The sequence below is a fragment of the Pseudomonas sp. NMI542_15 genome, assembly GCF_021283425.1.
Lineage (GTDB): Bacteria > Pseudomonadota > Gammaproteobacteria > Pseudomonadales > Pseudomonadaceae > Aquipseudomonas > Aquipseudomonas fortuita.
This window is the reverse complement of the sequence record NZ_JAJSRO010000001.1, coordinates 519,819-534,814: the sequence shown is the minus strand read 5'-3', so window position 1 is coordinate 534,814 and position 14,996 is coordinate 519,819. Positions and strand designations below refer to the sequence as shown.

14 protein-coding genes are annotated in these 14,996 nt (G+C 56.1%); 8 read left to right on the top strand and 6 right to left on the bottom strand.

Going from position 1 to position 14,996, the window contains the following annotated elements:
- Window positions 1-4 precede the first annotated feature (4 nt).
- The 8 genes from LU684_RS02400 to LU684_RS02365 all read left to right on the top strand — a co-directional run bounded on the left by LU684_RS02400 (window position 5) and on the right by LU684_RS02365 (window position 8,531).
- Complete coding sequence (locus LU684_RS02400) at window positions 5-607, top strand: helix-turn-helix domain-containing protein (RefSeq protein WP_181098015.1); 603 nt, start codon at window positions 5-7, stop codon at window positions 605-607.
- A 255-nt stretch (window positions 608-862) separates the two neighbouring features.
- The gene (gene purU / locus LU684_RS02395; RefSeq protein ID WP_181098014.1) at window positions 863-1,729 is read left to right on the top strand and encodes a formyltetrahydrofolate deformylase; all 867 of its coding nucleotides are present in this window, start codon (window positions 863-865) and stop codon (window positions 1,727-1,729) included.
- Window positions 1,726-2,631, top strand: coding sequence for a bifunctional methylenetetrahydrofolate dehydrogenase/methenyltetrahydrofolate cyclohydrolase FolD (gene folD / locus LU684_RS02390; protein ID WP_181098013.1), 906 nt, complete (start codon window positions 1,726-1,728; stop codon window positions 2,629-2,631). Before purU ends, folD begins: the two co-directional genes overlap by 4 nt.
- Entirely contained in the window at window positions 2,613-3,854 is a 1,242-nt protein-coding gene (locus LU684_RS02385) for an FAD-dependent oxidoreductase (protein ID WP_181126947.1), read from the top strand. The genes folD and LU684_RS02385 overlap by 19 nt, the downstream gene beginning before the upstream one ends.
- A gap of 10 nt (window positions 3,855-3,864) precedes the next feature.
- Window positions 3,865-4,164, top strand: a complete 300-nt coding sequence (locus LU684_RS02380; RefSeq protein ID WP_181098011.1) for a sarcosine oxidase subunit delta — start codon at window positions 3,865-3,867, stop codon at window positions 4,162-4,164.
- Complete coding sequence (locus LU684_RS02375) at window positions 4,161-7,058, top strand: 2Fe-2S iron-sulfur cluster-binding protein (protein WP_232894069.1); 2,898 nt, start codon at window positions 4,161-4,163, stop codon at window positions 7,056-7,058. The genes LU684_RS02380 and LU684_RS02375 overlap by 4 nt, the downstream gene beginning before the upstream one ends.
- A 1-nt stretch (window position 7,059) precedes the next feature.
- Complete coding sequence (locus tag LU684_RS02370) at window positions 7,060-7,641, top strand: sarcosine oxidase subunit gamma (RefSeq protein ID WP_181098009.1); 582 nt, start codon at window positions 7,060-7,062, stop codon at window positions 7,639-7,641.
- 110 nt (window positions 7,642-7,751) lie between these two features.
- Window positions 7,752-8,531, top strand: coding sequence for an IclR family transcriptional regulator (locus tag LU684_RS02365; protein WP_181098008.1), 780 nt, complete (start codon window positions 7,752-7,754; stop codon window positions 8,529-8,531).
- A 149-nt stretch (window positions 8,532-8,680) separates the two neighbouring features.
- Here the strand turns inward: LU684_RS02365 and LU684_RS02360 are convergent, their stop codons facing one another.
- The 6 genes from LU684_RS02360 to LU684_RS02335 form a co-directional block, all read right to left on the bottom strand.
- Window positions 8,681-8,866 carry a tetratricopeptide repeat protein gene (locus LU684_RS02360; protein ID WP_181098007.1) on the bottom strand — a complete coding sequence of 62 codons (186 nt, stop codon included), beginning with the start codon at window positions 8,864-8,866 and terminating at the stop codon, window positions 8,681-8,683.
- Between the two features lie 126 nt (window positions 8,867-8,992).
- Complete coding sequence (locus LU684_RS02355; protein ID WP_219857734.1) at window positions 8,993-10,786, bottom strand: UvrD-helicase domain-containing protein; 1,794 nt, start codon at window positions 10,784-10,786, stop codon at window positions 8,993-8,995.
- The gene (locus tag LU684_RS02350) at window positions 10,786-12,687 is read right to left on the bottom strand and encodes an ATP-dependent nuclease (protein WP_181098033.1); all 1,902 of its coding nucleotides are present in this window, start codon (window positions 12,685-12,687) and stop codon (window positions 10,786-10,788) included. The genes LU684_RS02355 and LU684_RS02350 overlap by 1 nt, the downstream gene beginning before the upstream one ends.
- A gap of 102 nt (window positions 12,688-12,789) precedes the next feature.
- A complete protein-coding gene (locus LU684_RS02345) occupies window positions 12,790-13,464 on the bottom strand; it encodes a hypothetical protein (protein WP_181098006.1) in 675 nt (224 codons plus the stop codon).
- The gene (locus LU684_RS02340; RefSeq protein WP_182369128.1) at window positions 13,451-14,410 is read right to left on the bottom strand and encodes a hypothetical protein; all 960 of its coding nucleotides are present in this window, start codon (window positions 14,408-14,410) and stop codon (window positions 13,451-13,453) included. Before LU684_RS02340 ends, LU684_RS02345 begins: the two co-directional genes overlap by 14 nt.
- Window positions 14,411-14,421: 11 nt before the next feature.
- Window positions 14,422-14,889 carry a hypothetical protein gene (locus tag LU684_RS02335; RefSeq protein WP_232106899.1) on the bottom strand — a complete coding sequence of 156 codons (468 nt, stop codon included), beginning with the start codon at window positions 14,887-14,889 and terminating at the stop codon, window positions 14,422-14,424.
- Window positions 14,890-14,996 lie beyond the last annotated feature (107 nt).

Sequence of the window (14,996 nt, the reverse complement as noted above, 5' to 3'; positions counted from 1 at the left end):
AGCCATGAACACACACGAAAGCCAACCCAAGCTCAAGCTTGAGCAGTACCTGGGCATCCAGATCAAACGACAGCGTCAGGCGCAAGAATTGAAGCTTGCAGACGTCGCGCGCATAGCCGGAATCAGCCAGGGCATGCTGAGCAAGATCGAAAACGCTCAGGTGTCGACCAGCCTTGAAAACCTGAGCCGCCTTTGCGACGTGCTCGGCATGCCAATGTCGAAACTGTTCAGCCAGTATGACCAGCAGGACAGCAGCGCGATTTTGGTCAAGCATGATGAAGGGCTGGAGGTAGTTCGTCGTGGTACCGAGAAAGGCCATACCTACCACCTGCTGAACCACACCCGTGGGCCCAAGAAAAGCTTCGAGGCCTATATGGTGACCATGGATGACGCTAGCGAAGAATTTCCGACCTTCTCTCACCCAGGCACTGAATTTCTGCACCTGCTGGAAGGTGAGCTGGTTTACCGCCACGGCAACCAGCTCTATCACATGGAAGCAGGTGACAGCCTGACATTCGATGCTGAAATCCCTCATGGCCCGGAGAAGCTGGTAAGCGTCCCGATTCGCCTCCTGTCGATCATGAACTACGCATCCGCAGAGGCCTGATCACCCGCTTTACCACGAGTCCAGGCGGCACCTGGACTCGGTTTCGCCTGACTCCCCCCAGCTACAACCCTCCCCCTGAAATTCCTGCCAGTAAAAATTATTTCCCAGTCGTGTAGACGTGACGGGTCAATTCGCCTATAAATCCCCCATCCAGAATATTTAATTCCCTTTGTGAATATTTGTTCGCGGACAAATCCAAGTTTTACCGATGAATCCATTGCCGGAATCCACACCGCGCACATCTGAGGACTGATCATGCAACATGAAAAAAACCATTTCATTCTCAAAATCAGCTGTCCTGCGACCTCCGGCATCGTTGCGGCAGTGACCTCGTACCTAGCGGGCAACGCCTGTTATATCGGTGAGATGGCGCAGTTCGACGATGAGTTGAGCGGAAAATTTTTCATGCGGGCCGTATTTCGCTTCAACGATGGCCACGAAGGCGACATCGCCCAGCTCAAAGCCGGCTTTGAAGACGTCGCACAAGCGTTCGGCATGCAGTGGGAGCTCTACGACACGCGCCAGCCGATGCGCGTATTGCTCATGGTCAGCAAATTCGATCACTGCCTCACCGACCTGCTGTACCGCTATCACAAGGGCGAGATGGACATGACGATCACCGCCATCGTGTCCAACCATCTTGATCTGCGCCCTATGGCCGAGCGCGAAGGTATTCGATTCATCTACCTGCCTGTGACCAAGGAGACCAAGGCTCAGCAGGAGGCCGCGCTGATGAAAGTCGTGGACGAGACCGGGACTGACCTCGTAGTCCTTGCCCGCTACATGCAGATTCTTTCTGACGATCTCTGCCAGCAGATCTCGGGACGCGCGATCAACATCCACCACTCGTTCTTGCCTGGTTTCAAGGGTGCTAAGCCCTATCACCAAGCGTATGAGCGCGGTGTGAAACTGATTGGCGCGACAGCTCACTACGTCACCAGCGATTTGGACGAGGGCCCGATCATCGAGCAGGAAGTGCAGCGCGTTGACCATGCGTATCTGCCAGACGATCTGGTCGCCATCGGCCGCGACACTGAAACCGTTGCCCTGTCCAAAGCAGTCAAATATCACCTTGAGCACCGGGTTTTCCTGAACGACGACAGGACGGTGATCTTCCGATGAGCACCTCCAAACTGATTGACGGCAAAGCGGCATCAGCCCGTGTGATGAAGCAGGTTCGAGAAGACGTCGACCGACTGAGAGCCGACAGCATCTTCCCCGCGCTCGCTGTGATACTCGTCGGGCAAGATCCTGCCAGCCAGGTCTACGTGCGCAACAAGATCCTCCGTGCAGAAGAAGCGGGGATCAAATCCCTCGAATATCGCCTGAGTGAGGAAACCTCGCAGGAAGAATTGCTCAAGCTGATTGCAGACCTAAATGCAGACAAGGCGGTGAATGGAATTCTGCTGCAACTCCCCCTCCCCAAGCACATTGAAGAAACGCGCGCCTTACAGGCTATTGCCCCCGGCAAGGACGTAGATGGTTTTCACAGTGAAAACGTCGGTGGGTTGAGCCAGGGGCGCGACGTACTGACGCCATGCACCCCCAGCGGCTGCATGCATCTGCTTGAAGAGGCTTGCGGCGACCTAAGCGGAAAACATGCAGTGGTCATCGGGCGATCCAATATCGTCGGCAAGCCTATGGCCGCTCTTTTGCTCCAAGCGCATTGCTCGGTCACTGTGGTGCATTCCCGCAGCATCGATGCCAAGGCCCTGTGCCGGCAGGCAGATATTGTCGTTGCCGCCGTCGGTCGACCTCGGATGATTGATGCGAGCTGGCTCAAGCCGGGAGCACTGGTCATCGACGTTGGCATTAATCGCATCGACGAAGACGGTCGCAGCAAGCTCGTTGGTGACGTCGACTTCGACAGCGCACTGCCCCAGGTTTCGGCCATCACTCCCGTGCCCGGCGGCGTTGGGCCGATGACCATTGCGTTTCTAATGAAGAACACCGTTACCGCTGCGGTTCAGCAGGCTCATGCACAACGCGTTTCCTCGGAGGCCGCATGCCTTTCAATCTCCTGAAATACGGGCTCAGCTCTGAATACCCGGTCGAAGTAGATTTGCCTGCTCCCAAGGAGCTCAAACCTTCCTACGATGTGGTAATCATCGGCGGCGGTGGCCACGGCCTGGCAACCGCCTACTACCTGTCCAAGTACCACGGCATCACCAATATTGCGGTGCTAGAGAAGGGGTATCTGGGCGGCGGCAACACGGCGCGCAACACAGCGGTAATCCGCTCCAATTACCTCACTAGCGAGGGTGTGCGCTTTTATGCCGAGTCAGTGCGGATGTTTGAAGGTCTGTCCAACGAATTCGACTTCAACATCATGTACTCCCATCGCGGCCAACTGACGCTCGCCCACACTGACGCCACCGTGCGCTCGTTCCGTCAGCGTGCCGAGGTCAACAAGCACTTCGGCGGTCGCACCGAAATGCTCGACCGTCAGCAGATTCGCGAGCTCGTGCCGACACTCAACCTCGATCCTGGGCATCTTCCGGTTATCGCAGGTCTCTGGCACATAGACGGCGCGACTGCCCGTCATGACGCCGTGGCATGGGGTTACGCCAAACAGGCTGCTAAGCGCGGCGTGGAAATCCATCAGCTCACCGAAGTCCAGGAGCTGGTGATCGAGAACGGCACCATCAAAGCGGTTAAAACCAATCGCGGCACCATCAAGTGCGGCTGCGCAGTGCAGGCAGTGGCGGGCATGAGTTCGCAGTTGATGAAGAAAGCGGGTATCCGCTCGCCGATCCAGACATTCCCTCTGCAAGCCATGGTGACCCAGCCGTTCAAGCCATTCCTTGACCCGTTGGTGAGCTCCTCTGCCCTGCACTGCTACGTGCAACAGACCAGCCGTGGCGAAGTGGTGTTTGGGGGTGGCTCGGATCCGTACCCGCTGTTCAACACACGCTCAACTTTGGATCTGAAAGAAAGCCTGCTGGCACACGCGATCGAGATGTTCCCGTTCTTGGCCAATGCCAAGCTGATGCGTCAGTGGGCCGGGATCACCGACATGACTCCGGATTACAGCCCGATCATGGGGTTGTCCCCGGTGAAGAACTATTACCTGGATGCCGGTTGGGGCACTTGGGGCTTCAAGGCTACGCCCATTTGCGGCAAGACCATGGCTGAACTCGTCGCCAGTGGGGGCAAGGTACCTGAATTGATCCAGCCGTTCGGCCTCGAGCGTTTCTCAACCTTCCAACAAGTCAACGAGATGGGCGCGACAGCGGCCAGCCACTGAGGAGCAAGACATGAAAGTGATGAATTGCCCACTCAACGGGCCGCGCAACATCAGCGAGTTCACCTATGGAGGTGAGTTCAAGCAGATGCCCGATCCGCAGACTTGTACCGATGCCGAATGGGCCGACTACGTGTTCAACAGCGATGACACGCTGGGCGTGGTTTGCGAGTGGTGGATGCACAACCCCTCCAGCTACTGGTTCTTGGCGGAACGCCACACTGGTAGCGACGAGATCCTGCGCACCTTCGACCCCAAAGAGCTGTTCACCACCCGCGTTGAATTCACCCCCGCCAAGGAGACCGCGCAATGAGCCGCCTACCCGCTCCCATGGGCTTGTTGATCGACCGCAATCAGCCTCTTCATTTCAGCTTCGATGGCAAGGCGTATCAGGGGTTTGCTGGTGATAGCATCGCAAGTGCCCTGCTCGCCAATGGTCGTTTCCTGCTCTCGCGCTCGTTCAAATACCACCGCCCGCGCGGCCCGCTGACCATGGCCGGCCAAGATGCCAACACCCTGGTACAACTGCCGAACGAGCCCAACGTACTGGCCGACACTCACCTGCTGGAAAATGGTGTGCAGGTAACCGGGCAAAATTTCAACGGTACTCTAGACAACGACAAAGACGCGTATCTTGGCAAGTTCTCCAAGTTCATGCCGGTGGGCTTCTACTACCGCTCGTTTTACAAGCCCAAGGGTGCTTGGAAACTCTGGGAGCCAATTATTCGAAAGAAGGCCGGGCTCGGCGTGCTGGATCTCAAATTCCAACCCGAGTATTTCGACAAGGCCTACCTGTTCGCTGACCTGGCCGTCGTCGGCGCTGGCCCTGCTGGACTGCAGGCGGCACTGACTGCGGCCAATGCAGGCGCGAAGGTGTTGTTGATTGAGCAACAACCAATTCTGGGCGGCTCACTGACCTATGCCCGTTTCGATGTCGAAAACAATCGTGCTGATACCCTACGCCGCGAGCTGATCAACGCTGTTGAAGGCCATGCCAACATTCAAGTGCTGAAGAAAGCTACGTGCAACGCATGGTTCACCGATAACTATCTGCCGGTGATTCAGGGCAAACGCATGTACAAAGTGCGCGCCACCCAGTGCCTGATCGCCAGCGGTTCGTTCGACCAGCCAGTGATTTTCCGCAACAACGATTTGCCCGGGGTAATGCTCAGCAGCGCAGCCCAGCGCCTGATGAAACTCTACGCAGTAAAGCCTGGCAAACGCGCAGTGGTACTCACGGGGAACGACGACGGTTACTACGCAGCACTCGATCTGCACGAGCAAGGTGTTCAGGTTGCAGCGCTGGTGGACATGCGTACCAATCCCGCTGATCGCGCGTTGCTGATTGCACTGGAACAGCGCGGAATCACTTGCCACCTCAGCAGCACTGTATTTGAGGCGCTGCATGAAAAAGGCATGCGCCATGTCAGTGGCGTCGATATCCGAAAAATCACCGGCCACGGCCAGGTCGCCAATAGCAGCTTTCACCTGGATTGCGATTTGCTCTGCATGTCCGGCGGCTACATGCCGGTCTACCAGTTGCTGTGCCAAGCCGGCGGCAAGCTGTCTTATGACGATCAACTGGCTGAGTTCACCCTCAGCGGCCTGCCGAAGAATCTCAGCGTTGCAGGTTCCGCCCATGGCTTCCACGCACTGGACAACGTGCTCGCTGATGCCACTCGCACAGCCCACGAAATCATTTCGTCGCTAGGTCTGGTCATCGACGTCAAGCCACTGCCGCTGCGCCCAGAAGCGCAAGTCAATTTCCCATGGCCGATTTTCCCGCACCCCAAAGGCAAGGACTTTGTCGACTTCGACGAAGATTTGCAGGTGCGCGATATCATCAACGCCACGAAGATCGGTTATCGGGACGTGCAACTGGTCAAGCGTTTTTCCACGGTGGGCATGGGGCCCTCTCAAGGGCGCCACTCGGCCCTGCCAACCGCTCGGCTGGTGGCGGCTTCGACCCAACGCAGCGTCAGTGAGACCGGCGTAACAACAGCGCGTCCTCCATTTGAGGCTGAGAAACTGGCCCATGTTGCAGGGCGAGCGTTTGACCCGTACCGCCAGACACCGATGCACCGCCGTCACCTGGAAGCAGGGGCAAAAATGATGCCTGCCGGCATATGGCAGCGTCCTGCCTACTATGGCAAACCGAATGAGCGCGACAAATGCATGCAGGCCGAGGCGCTGCATGTGCGCAGGAAGGTCGGCATCATCGACGTTTCGACGTTGGGCGGTCTGGACGTGCGCGGCCCAGATGCTGCCGAGTTCCTCAATCGTATGTACACCTTTGCGTTTCTCAAGCAGCCTGTAGGTCGCTCACGCTACGCACTGATGACCAACGAGCACGGGGTAGTGATCGACGATGGCGTCTGCGCGCGCTTTGCCGAGAATCACTTCTACGTCACCGCCACCACCAGCGGCGTAGATCGCATCTATCAACAGATGCTCAAGTGGAACGCGCAATGGCGTCTCAACGTCGACATCGCCAACGTCACGGCTGCAATCTCAGCAGTCAACGTAGCGGGGCCTGACTCGCGCAAGGTGCTGGAAAAAGTTTGTTCGGATCTTGATCTGTCCGCCGAAGGGTTTCCATACCTAGGGGTTCGTCTAGACACAGTAGCCGGGATTAAGGCGCGGCTCCTGCGTGTGGGCTTTGTGGGCGAACTGGGTTACGAAATCCATGTACCAGCGCGCCATGCACTGAAGCTCTGGGATGCACTGATAGAGGCCGGCAAGGATTTCGACATTCGTCCGTTTGGTGTCGAGACCCAGCGTCTCCTGCGCCTTGAAAAAGGCCATGTAATCATCAGTCAGGATACCGACGGCATGACCCACCCCAGCGAAATCGATATGGGGTGGGCGGTCAGCCGTACCAAGTCGTTTTTTGTCGGGCGTCGCTCCGTCGATATCCTCGAAGCGCAGCCACAAAAACGCAAGCTGGTGGGGTTCACGCTGCCCAAGAAAAGCCCGCAACCACTTGAGGGCCATCTCGTGCTCAAGGGGGCGGACATCAGTGGCAATGTGACGTCTTGTGAATACTCCCAAAGCCTTGATCAGATCATCGGCCTGGCCTATGCCGCCTTCGATCAAAGCACACCGGGACAGCAGATCCCGATTCGAGTAGAAGATGGTGTGGTCGTCCAGGCAACCGTCGTGAAGCTCCCCTTCTTCGATCCAGACAACCAGCGCCAGGAGCTCTGATATGTCCAATCTCAATGAAATCGGGCGTAGCCTACTCCAGCAATGTGCGCTAGTGGATCTCACGGAGCTTCCAAGGGTAGGGTTTCGTGGTGCTCAGAGTGGCGAATATCTGCAGGCACGAGGCTTCAGCCTTCCTGGTAAGCCCAACCACTCCGTTACTCAATCGGACGGTAGCCAAGTGGCACGTCTGTCGCAGACGGAGTATTTGATCCTGGGCAGCCTGCGAGACAAAGGCCAGCGCATTGCCGATGAAGAAGCTCGCTGGGAGATGGATCACCAAGCCAACTACCTTCTGCCTCGCGAGGACAGCCATGCGTGGCTGCAGTTGAGCGGCGTTCACACGGCTGAGGTCATGGCAAAACTGTGTGGGGTTGATCTGCGCAGTTCAGCGTTTACACAAGGCGCTGTTGCACAGACATCGGCGGCAAGAATCAATGTGATTGTTGTCAATGTCAGCTCTGCATCGGACACGATTTTTCACATCCTCTGTGATCGTGCTTCGCTCGAATATTTCAAAGGCGCTGTGATGGATGCGATGGCCGAGTTCGATGGTAGAACTCTAGAAATCGACGTGCTTTTTTAATCGATTCAGGTAGTGCGGTGCTGACTACGAGCTGAAACAGACCACGTCCCGGATGGTCGTAGGCAGCACTCACGAAATGGTTCACCCGTTCCCGGCCAGAGCAACAAACGATGAATGACGCACCTGTTAAGGACGCCGACTACAGCGTACCTGCCCTCGCCCGAGGGCTTGCTGTGCTCGGCCTGTTCAACGCCCAAACGCGCAGCCTGAGCATGCAGGAGGTTGCCGAACGATTGAATGTCAGCACCTCCGCGCTGTACCGAATATTGTTCACGTTGACCGACACCGGCTACTTGAACAAACGCAACACCCAGTATGAGCTCGGTGCCCGCGTCATTAGCGATGGTTTCAGTTACCTCGCCAGCCGCGACATTGTCGATGTGGCGATGCCTCATCTCAATGAATTGCGTGATCGCACTTCACTGTCTTGCCATTTGAGTGTGCGGGAGAACACGGAAAGCCTTTATGTCTATCGAGCGTTTGCGGCTCAGCGATTATCCGTGAACATTCCAGTTGGCACCCGCATCGCATGCCATTGCACTGCGATTGGTCGGATGCTCCTCACCGGCCTTGACCAGGCCGAGCTTGCCGCGCTTTACCAACACATCCGTCTGGACGATTACCCTCCCCCCGCTCCACGAACTCAGCTTGAGCTTGAAGAGATGGTAGAGGCTGACAGGGCGCGAGGATGGGTGCTGCATCGTTCGGATTACTCCACCGCGATTGCCATGGCTATCAAAGATCACCGAGGGACAGTGACGGCTGCAATCAACCTGTCAGGCCCAGATGCCGTGATGGATCCTGACGGCGCAACGGAGAAGTTTGAGGCATTGCTGCGTGAGTGCTCCACCAAGATTAGCGCCGATCTTGGATACGTTGAAGACCGATGATTGGATGGTAAGACGCAATTTCCTCGCTAGCTCCAGGCCGCCCCCTTTCAGACGACACTTCTGAATCGCGCCAATCGCGGTTTGCAAGTGATCGTCATCGGGGTGTGCGAATGGGTGTAAATGGGTGCAACAATGAGTCGCGGCCCCCGCTACGAAGTCTTGATCCGCTTACCCACTGAAGCCAGCCTGCGCTTAACGCCAATTTTTGGATTCAAAGCCAGCGCTTCCTCATAGACCTGGACTGCTTCGGGGTACTGGCCCAGCTGCTCGTGTGCAAGCTCCTGGACTTTGAGCGCTATGGGCCTCCGGGCAGGGTTTTCATTCAGGATGGTCACCGCACTTCACGCGATGCTAAGCGCCTAGCCCCACGGCTGTCCTGAATCAAGCCGCCTTGCGGTGTCTTGACCCTGTGGAACGCCTCCCCATCGCGATTAACGCTTGGCCGCCCCTAACTTAATCATCTACGGGAGCTCGAATCCCAGGCCTTCAAGCACTAGCCGATCTTCAGCCTTCAATTTTTTCACTGCCCAAATCAGCACATGCTTCGGCCGCGAGCTCGCCACGTAGGCAAATCTCGCAGCTTCGGAAGTCCGGTCACGCAGCCAGTCCTTCCAGTGCGACAGATGCACGCCTGGTTTCTGTGACGATACAACCACAGTCACGTCGTGTGTTTCACCCTTGACGCCGTGAATCGTCTCGAAACGCAGGCAGTCACCTTGGGCGACTACATCAGGTACCTCGGCCAACCTTTCTGAGATCAGCATCTTCCCCTGCCCAGAACGGGCTCGCAAATTAAGGCCTCTCAGCCCTTCTAAATGCTTACGCACCTCTACAGGTACGAATGATTGATCTGGCAGCTTTCCAAGCGCAATTTTTGCTGCCCTGGCCCAGTCCGACCAAGTTTGATTACCATCTCCTACGCCGTGTTCCACCAAGAACTGGAGGCCGTCGTGAAGGAATACACGCCACGCCAGTTTTGACTCAATATCCATAGGGCAGTAAGGGCCTGCTTTCGTCACCTGCAGTTCTAGTCGGGCCGCCAGCCACTTACCGAATGTTTCCAGGCATTGCGGTATGTCCGTCAACCTGCCTGCTTTGAGGTTTAGGCAGGCCAGCGCCAGCAGCTCGATGCCCTCGAAAGCTCTACCATTACGTAAACGCTGCAGTGTTGTATATCCTCGCGCAACGATCACCACCTTGTCATGTATCAGGCTCATTTCTCGAATGGCTGGAAGCACCTCCGACGGGCAGTTCTGATACTCGACGACCCTCGGTTTTACTGAAGCGATACGGGGATTTCCCACCACACGGTCGGATTGAAGAATGTTGGAACAGACATCTACGATGGCTTGGCTGCTTCGCCAATTCTCGTTGAGGACGTACTCCTCGAAGCCAAGCTCCTCCATGCGCCGACGCACGCTTGCTGGATTCGACTTCCTGAAACCATAAATTGACTGGTTAAGGTCACCTACAAAATGGAATTTTACGCCTAGTAGGCTCAGCCTTTTGACGATCAAAAGCTGCTCAGCCGACAAATCTTGGCACTCATCGACGATCACCAACGGGAATCGGCGTGCAATACGCGAGAAGTAATCTTTGAATTTTTCTTCTTGCATGCCGACCAAAGCGAGAATATCGATGTCACCGTAGGTCGCAAAGCCAGCGGCCCAAAGCCGCTTTTTGTTCGTCAACAGTGTCTTTTGGTCGGCCTCGTCCTGTTGGGCGAGGTTGGCTTCGTTATCCCACTTCCGATCGTTGGTCGAAAAGACGAAGCGTTTGGATCCTTTATCGTAGTTGTAGCGACAGGCTGAAACGGTACGCCCGCAGATCTTGTTCCGCGTGCGGTAGATATCAGCTGATTTATCGATGATCCGAATGCGGAAGTCGCCGTCCCGGCCTTGAAAGCCTGTGATCTCGCTGGCGATACTCGATAGCAGGTGTGTGAGCACGAAACTATCGAAGGTGGAGATGTAGTGCGGCAAGCCCATTGGCTCGCGCAGGTATTTATATACCCTGCTCTGGAGCTCGTCGGCAGCACTATTGAGGAAGGTGAGCAAAGCGATCCCAGAAGGGTGATGGTTCCATTCCTGGATGATCTTGCATACCTTGGCGGCCACTACCTCAGTTTTTCCGCTGCCTGGACAGGCTCTCAGGTACACGTGCCTATCCAGCGGTGCATCAATGTATCTCTGCTGCTGGTCGGTGAACTCGATGTCGGCTGCAGCCGCTTGAGCTGCCTTATCCTGCGCCGCCATCAGGCCGCAGCCTCTTCCAGACCGCACGCCCAGAGGATGGCCTGGCGGATGTACACCGGCACAACAAAGCCGGCCCCATTTGCCTCAAGTACATCTGCGAAGGCTTGGGCGTAAATACCCTTGCCAATGTCATCGGAGTCAATACGATCTAGTAGTGCGCCGGCGTAGGGCGCCCGCTGGGCGGAGCTCATGGCAGCAAAATCGAGTTTCGCGTCTGCTTTTAGGCCTTTCACCACGGTTCCATTCTGGGCCTCCCAGAGCCCAGCAGCGACGATCAGCATTGTCTTGAGGTTGTTGCCTTCCATTGCGATATCGTACTCGAAAGTTTTGTACTTCCCCGCAAACAGCCGGGCGAACTCTGACAGGCCGATGTGCTTTTGTAACCCCAGCGCCGGGTTGTCGCCGACAATACAGTTGTCTGCATGGGGCAGAAATGGAGCGCTCTTTTGACCGCCCTCACCATCGTCCTCAATCACTGACTTTGGAGGATCGTTGTCGGTCAGTCCTGAGCACCTGACAGGGATGTTTTCACCTTGATGCTCGGCTTTGACGTTGCAGAACAGCTGCATGAAATGGTTGAAATAGATTCCGCCCAGATTGATAACCGACACACCGTAGTCGTCCAGGGAGTTTCGTCCCTCGCCGAAGGGCTGCAGCACAATTTTGGCGAGCGCCGGCAAGACCATCGCCTCCGCTATGCCCTCGACTAGGATTGTGCCTTTGGCGAACAGCAGGTTCGACTTCGTCGCATCAAGCCACCTGTCCACAAATTGTCGGCTCTGCGTGGGCAGACCGCAGTTCTTGAGGGGGACAGCCTTGGGGCGATTGAGGTTGGATAGATGGATAACGTGATCTACGGATACGGCAGCGGTGATCACAGTCGAGTGGGTGGTTATGATCACCTGCATTCCGCGAGCCTCAGCAGCCTTCTTGAGATGCCGAAGGAGCCGGAGCTGAAGCTGGGGATGAAGGTGCGCCTCCGGCTCCTCGATTAACAGCAGGCGCAGGTACGTTTTCTCGCCCTGCCCTGCATCGGCTTCGTAGGTCAGCTCTGCCAGAATAGAAGCGATGTACAGCAAGTTATTGTAGCCCAGGCTGTTTTCTTCCAACGCACGAAATTGTGCTGCGTCAGCCTTGCTCAAGTCTGGAAAGTACAGGAGCCTCAGCCCTTCCACGATTCGAGAGAAGCTCACTTCCGAAAACTGGATCATTGTGCCCTGAGAGAGATGAGCGCCCAGGGCAGCTTTTAGGCTCTCGCCAATTCGCTGGTTGGCGGCTTTGATAGCAAACTGATCGCTCTCTGATAGCTGACGATTGAAGTCCCCAACATGCTGCTCCAGCGGATGCAGCACACGAGCCTTTCTGGCGGCTTCTATGTCCTTGCGGCAGAGCGCTTTTAACAGGCGCGCGAGGCGAGACTGGCGTCCTTCTCTAAGCTTGGTTTCAGCGTCGCGTAACGGCGGTAGGTAAACGCAGTGGACATAGTCCAATTTCTCGGTTTCAAACGCTTTGGTGTACTCGTGGCCACCGTAAGTATGGTGTTTGAACCTGCCACGAGACTCCTGGTTTAGTGCCGTGAACGTGAGTTTTGCCTCGGGCTGGTTGCCGCACCAGGTGTCAAACGCGATGACATCGTTCTTGTCGAGACCGGAGAAGGTCGCCTGAATTTTGATCTCCTCAGCCGTGACATCATCTTTGCCAAACCCCCTGTAGAAATCACGCTCACTGATAACCCGTTTGCCCGACTCGGAGTCATTGAAGAGCTGTCGTATCGCGCTAACTACGCCAGTCTTGCCGGCCCCGTTTTCGCCGACCAGAACGTTCAGGCCGTCATGGAGTTCGATCGAGAACGTCTCCCCAAAGCATTTGAAGCCCTGAACATCCAGCGTACGTAAATACATGAGCATCCCTTCTTCATAAATTGCTAAATAGCCGGATTCGAGCCGCGCCACCTGTACTATCACAGTGACATAGAGCTAGGTCTGCTCGTTTGCAGTGCTTAGTCAGGAAAAGCACATCATCAACGGTCGTCTCGCCTCGGGAGCCATGAGCTTGGCAATCTCTTCTACCACCCATGCCGCGCAAGGCCACAGAGCCTGTACAGCCAGCAGCACGGTGAAAACGAAAAACGCTCGCAGGAGGTAGTCATGCGCCAGCTTGATATGGCTCACCTTGGCGTTGTTGCCCGGGTAGTTTTCGATGACTTTGATAGCGATAGACTTAGCCAAGCTCGCGGCGGGTTGTTGCGTGCTCCAGCAACGCGAAATGTCGCCGGCTCCCACCGTGTGGGCATTGCTCACGCGCAGTACGCAGAACGCGCTGTACCCCGCTCGAAGGACATACGCCACTGCAAGCGCAAACACCGCCAGCGACAGGGCGCCAAGGGCTTTACTGGTCTTGTCGCTCCAAAGAGTCGGCAATAACGACACCAACACCGGGATGAGTGCGGTTACTGCCGCAAGATAGACCCCTGCTTTCGTGTCAGCACCTTTACGACGCTCCTGTTCGGCGTCGTACATCCGGCGCGCCTCTTCCAGCGCTATTTCGCTCTGCAGATCCCAATTGCCGTCGTTGATGGATGCTTTCCACCCGGCGCGCATTTGGTCATTTGCTGCAACCTGTTCAGGCGTAGGTGGAACTAGGGTCGGCCAAAACAACTGCCTATCAAAGCGGGCCATTTCGGATCATCTCCAACTCATCAACGATTGCCGCAGCAATTGGGTACCCGGTTTGATTTTCGATCCAGGCCCACTGACCGTTTGGATTGATCTCCAAAAACCACAGCTTTTCATCTGGGGCGCACACCAGATCAATAGCGCCATACCGCAGGTTCAGACGGTGCACCAACTCTCGACATTGACCAGCCACTTGAACGGGCAAGCTAATGGCCTCGTGTCGTAAGTCAGGCCGGCTACCCCGTCGCCAGTCAACTTCGGTTTCTTCGTTATCCTGAGACCAGATGGCGGTGGCGAACACCTGAGCGCCAACGACAGTGACGCGAACATCATATTTTTTTGGCACTTCAGCCTGAATGATCAACGGGGCAAGGCCAAGCGCAGGCGCATCTGCTTCGGTCAATGGCTGCAGCCGTGAGGTGAACATCACCTTCTCCAGCGCGCCCGGCAGTACCGCTTGCCGCAGAGGCTTCCCAATAGCCCTTCCCTCTGCCGTCAGCAACTCGGCGGGCTTCAACTGGTTCGTGATGGCGGTATCCGGGATATTGAAACCGAGGTGCCGCGCAATCAGGAGCTGTCGCGGTTTATCTTCAGCCAGGAAGATCTGAGTAGGGTCACTGAACCAGCAACCCTCCAATCGGAAATAGAGACTCTTCAGGAAGCTGCTCCATTCTGCCTCAATGTAGGCACGCTCACCCGCATCCAGGACTACCTCAGGTGCTTGTGGCGCGCCAGGCCTGCGAAAATAGGCAGCGGTAACGTCACGCCCCGTAATTCGTTTCCCTTCCAGCTCAATTGCCCAATCATCCATGGCACTCACGCCCAACGTGCTTTGGGACAGAGGGAGCAGTTCAGTGTTAAGCCTGAAATAAGGCAAGCCCCGCCGTTGGAGCTCTGCGACGACGAAGTCCATCGTTATGTCGCGGCGATTAGTGACCAGCAGAAACATGGTGGAAAGCCTCAATCCAGGTAAAAGCGCTCATCTAGGCCGAATTGCATATCCCCCGGATCATCGTTTTCGAGCTCTACTGCGGTTTTGGTCATCAGCTCCAGCATCGCGTAGCTGTCACCCGTGTCATCCTCCTCGATCACCGTATCTGTCTTGGTCATCAGCTGGAGCAGATGAGGGGCCTGCCCCTTGGAGGCCAGATCGTCGTCACTTTCGGGCTTGGAGTATGTTTTTGTGAGCGTTTCGAGCGTCACGAATGAGTCGTCATCCTCTTCACTATTGACCTTCGTCTTGGTGAGAAGCTCGTCCAGCGCCCCACGAGCAATAACTGGCTGAGTACCATTAGGTGTCTCAACAACCCACATATCGTGCTGAGTCGAGTAATAGCCTGGCAGATTGTCGGTACCTGTTCTCGGCACAGCGTTTCTTGCGAGCAGGGGTGAAACTGCCTTGTATGCGGAGATGGAGGCTGTAGGCATTACGCTGAAACTCCTGTATGGCGATGTGCCAACATATTACGGAGAACTGAGCGATTCGTCATGCTCGTACCTTGCTAACCACCTCTAGGCCAGTGTGTTGCGTTCCT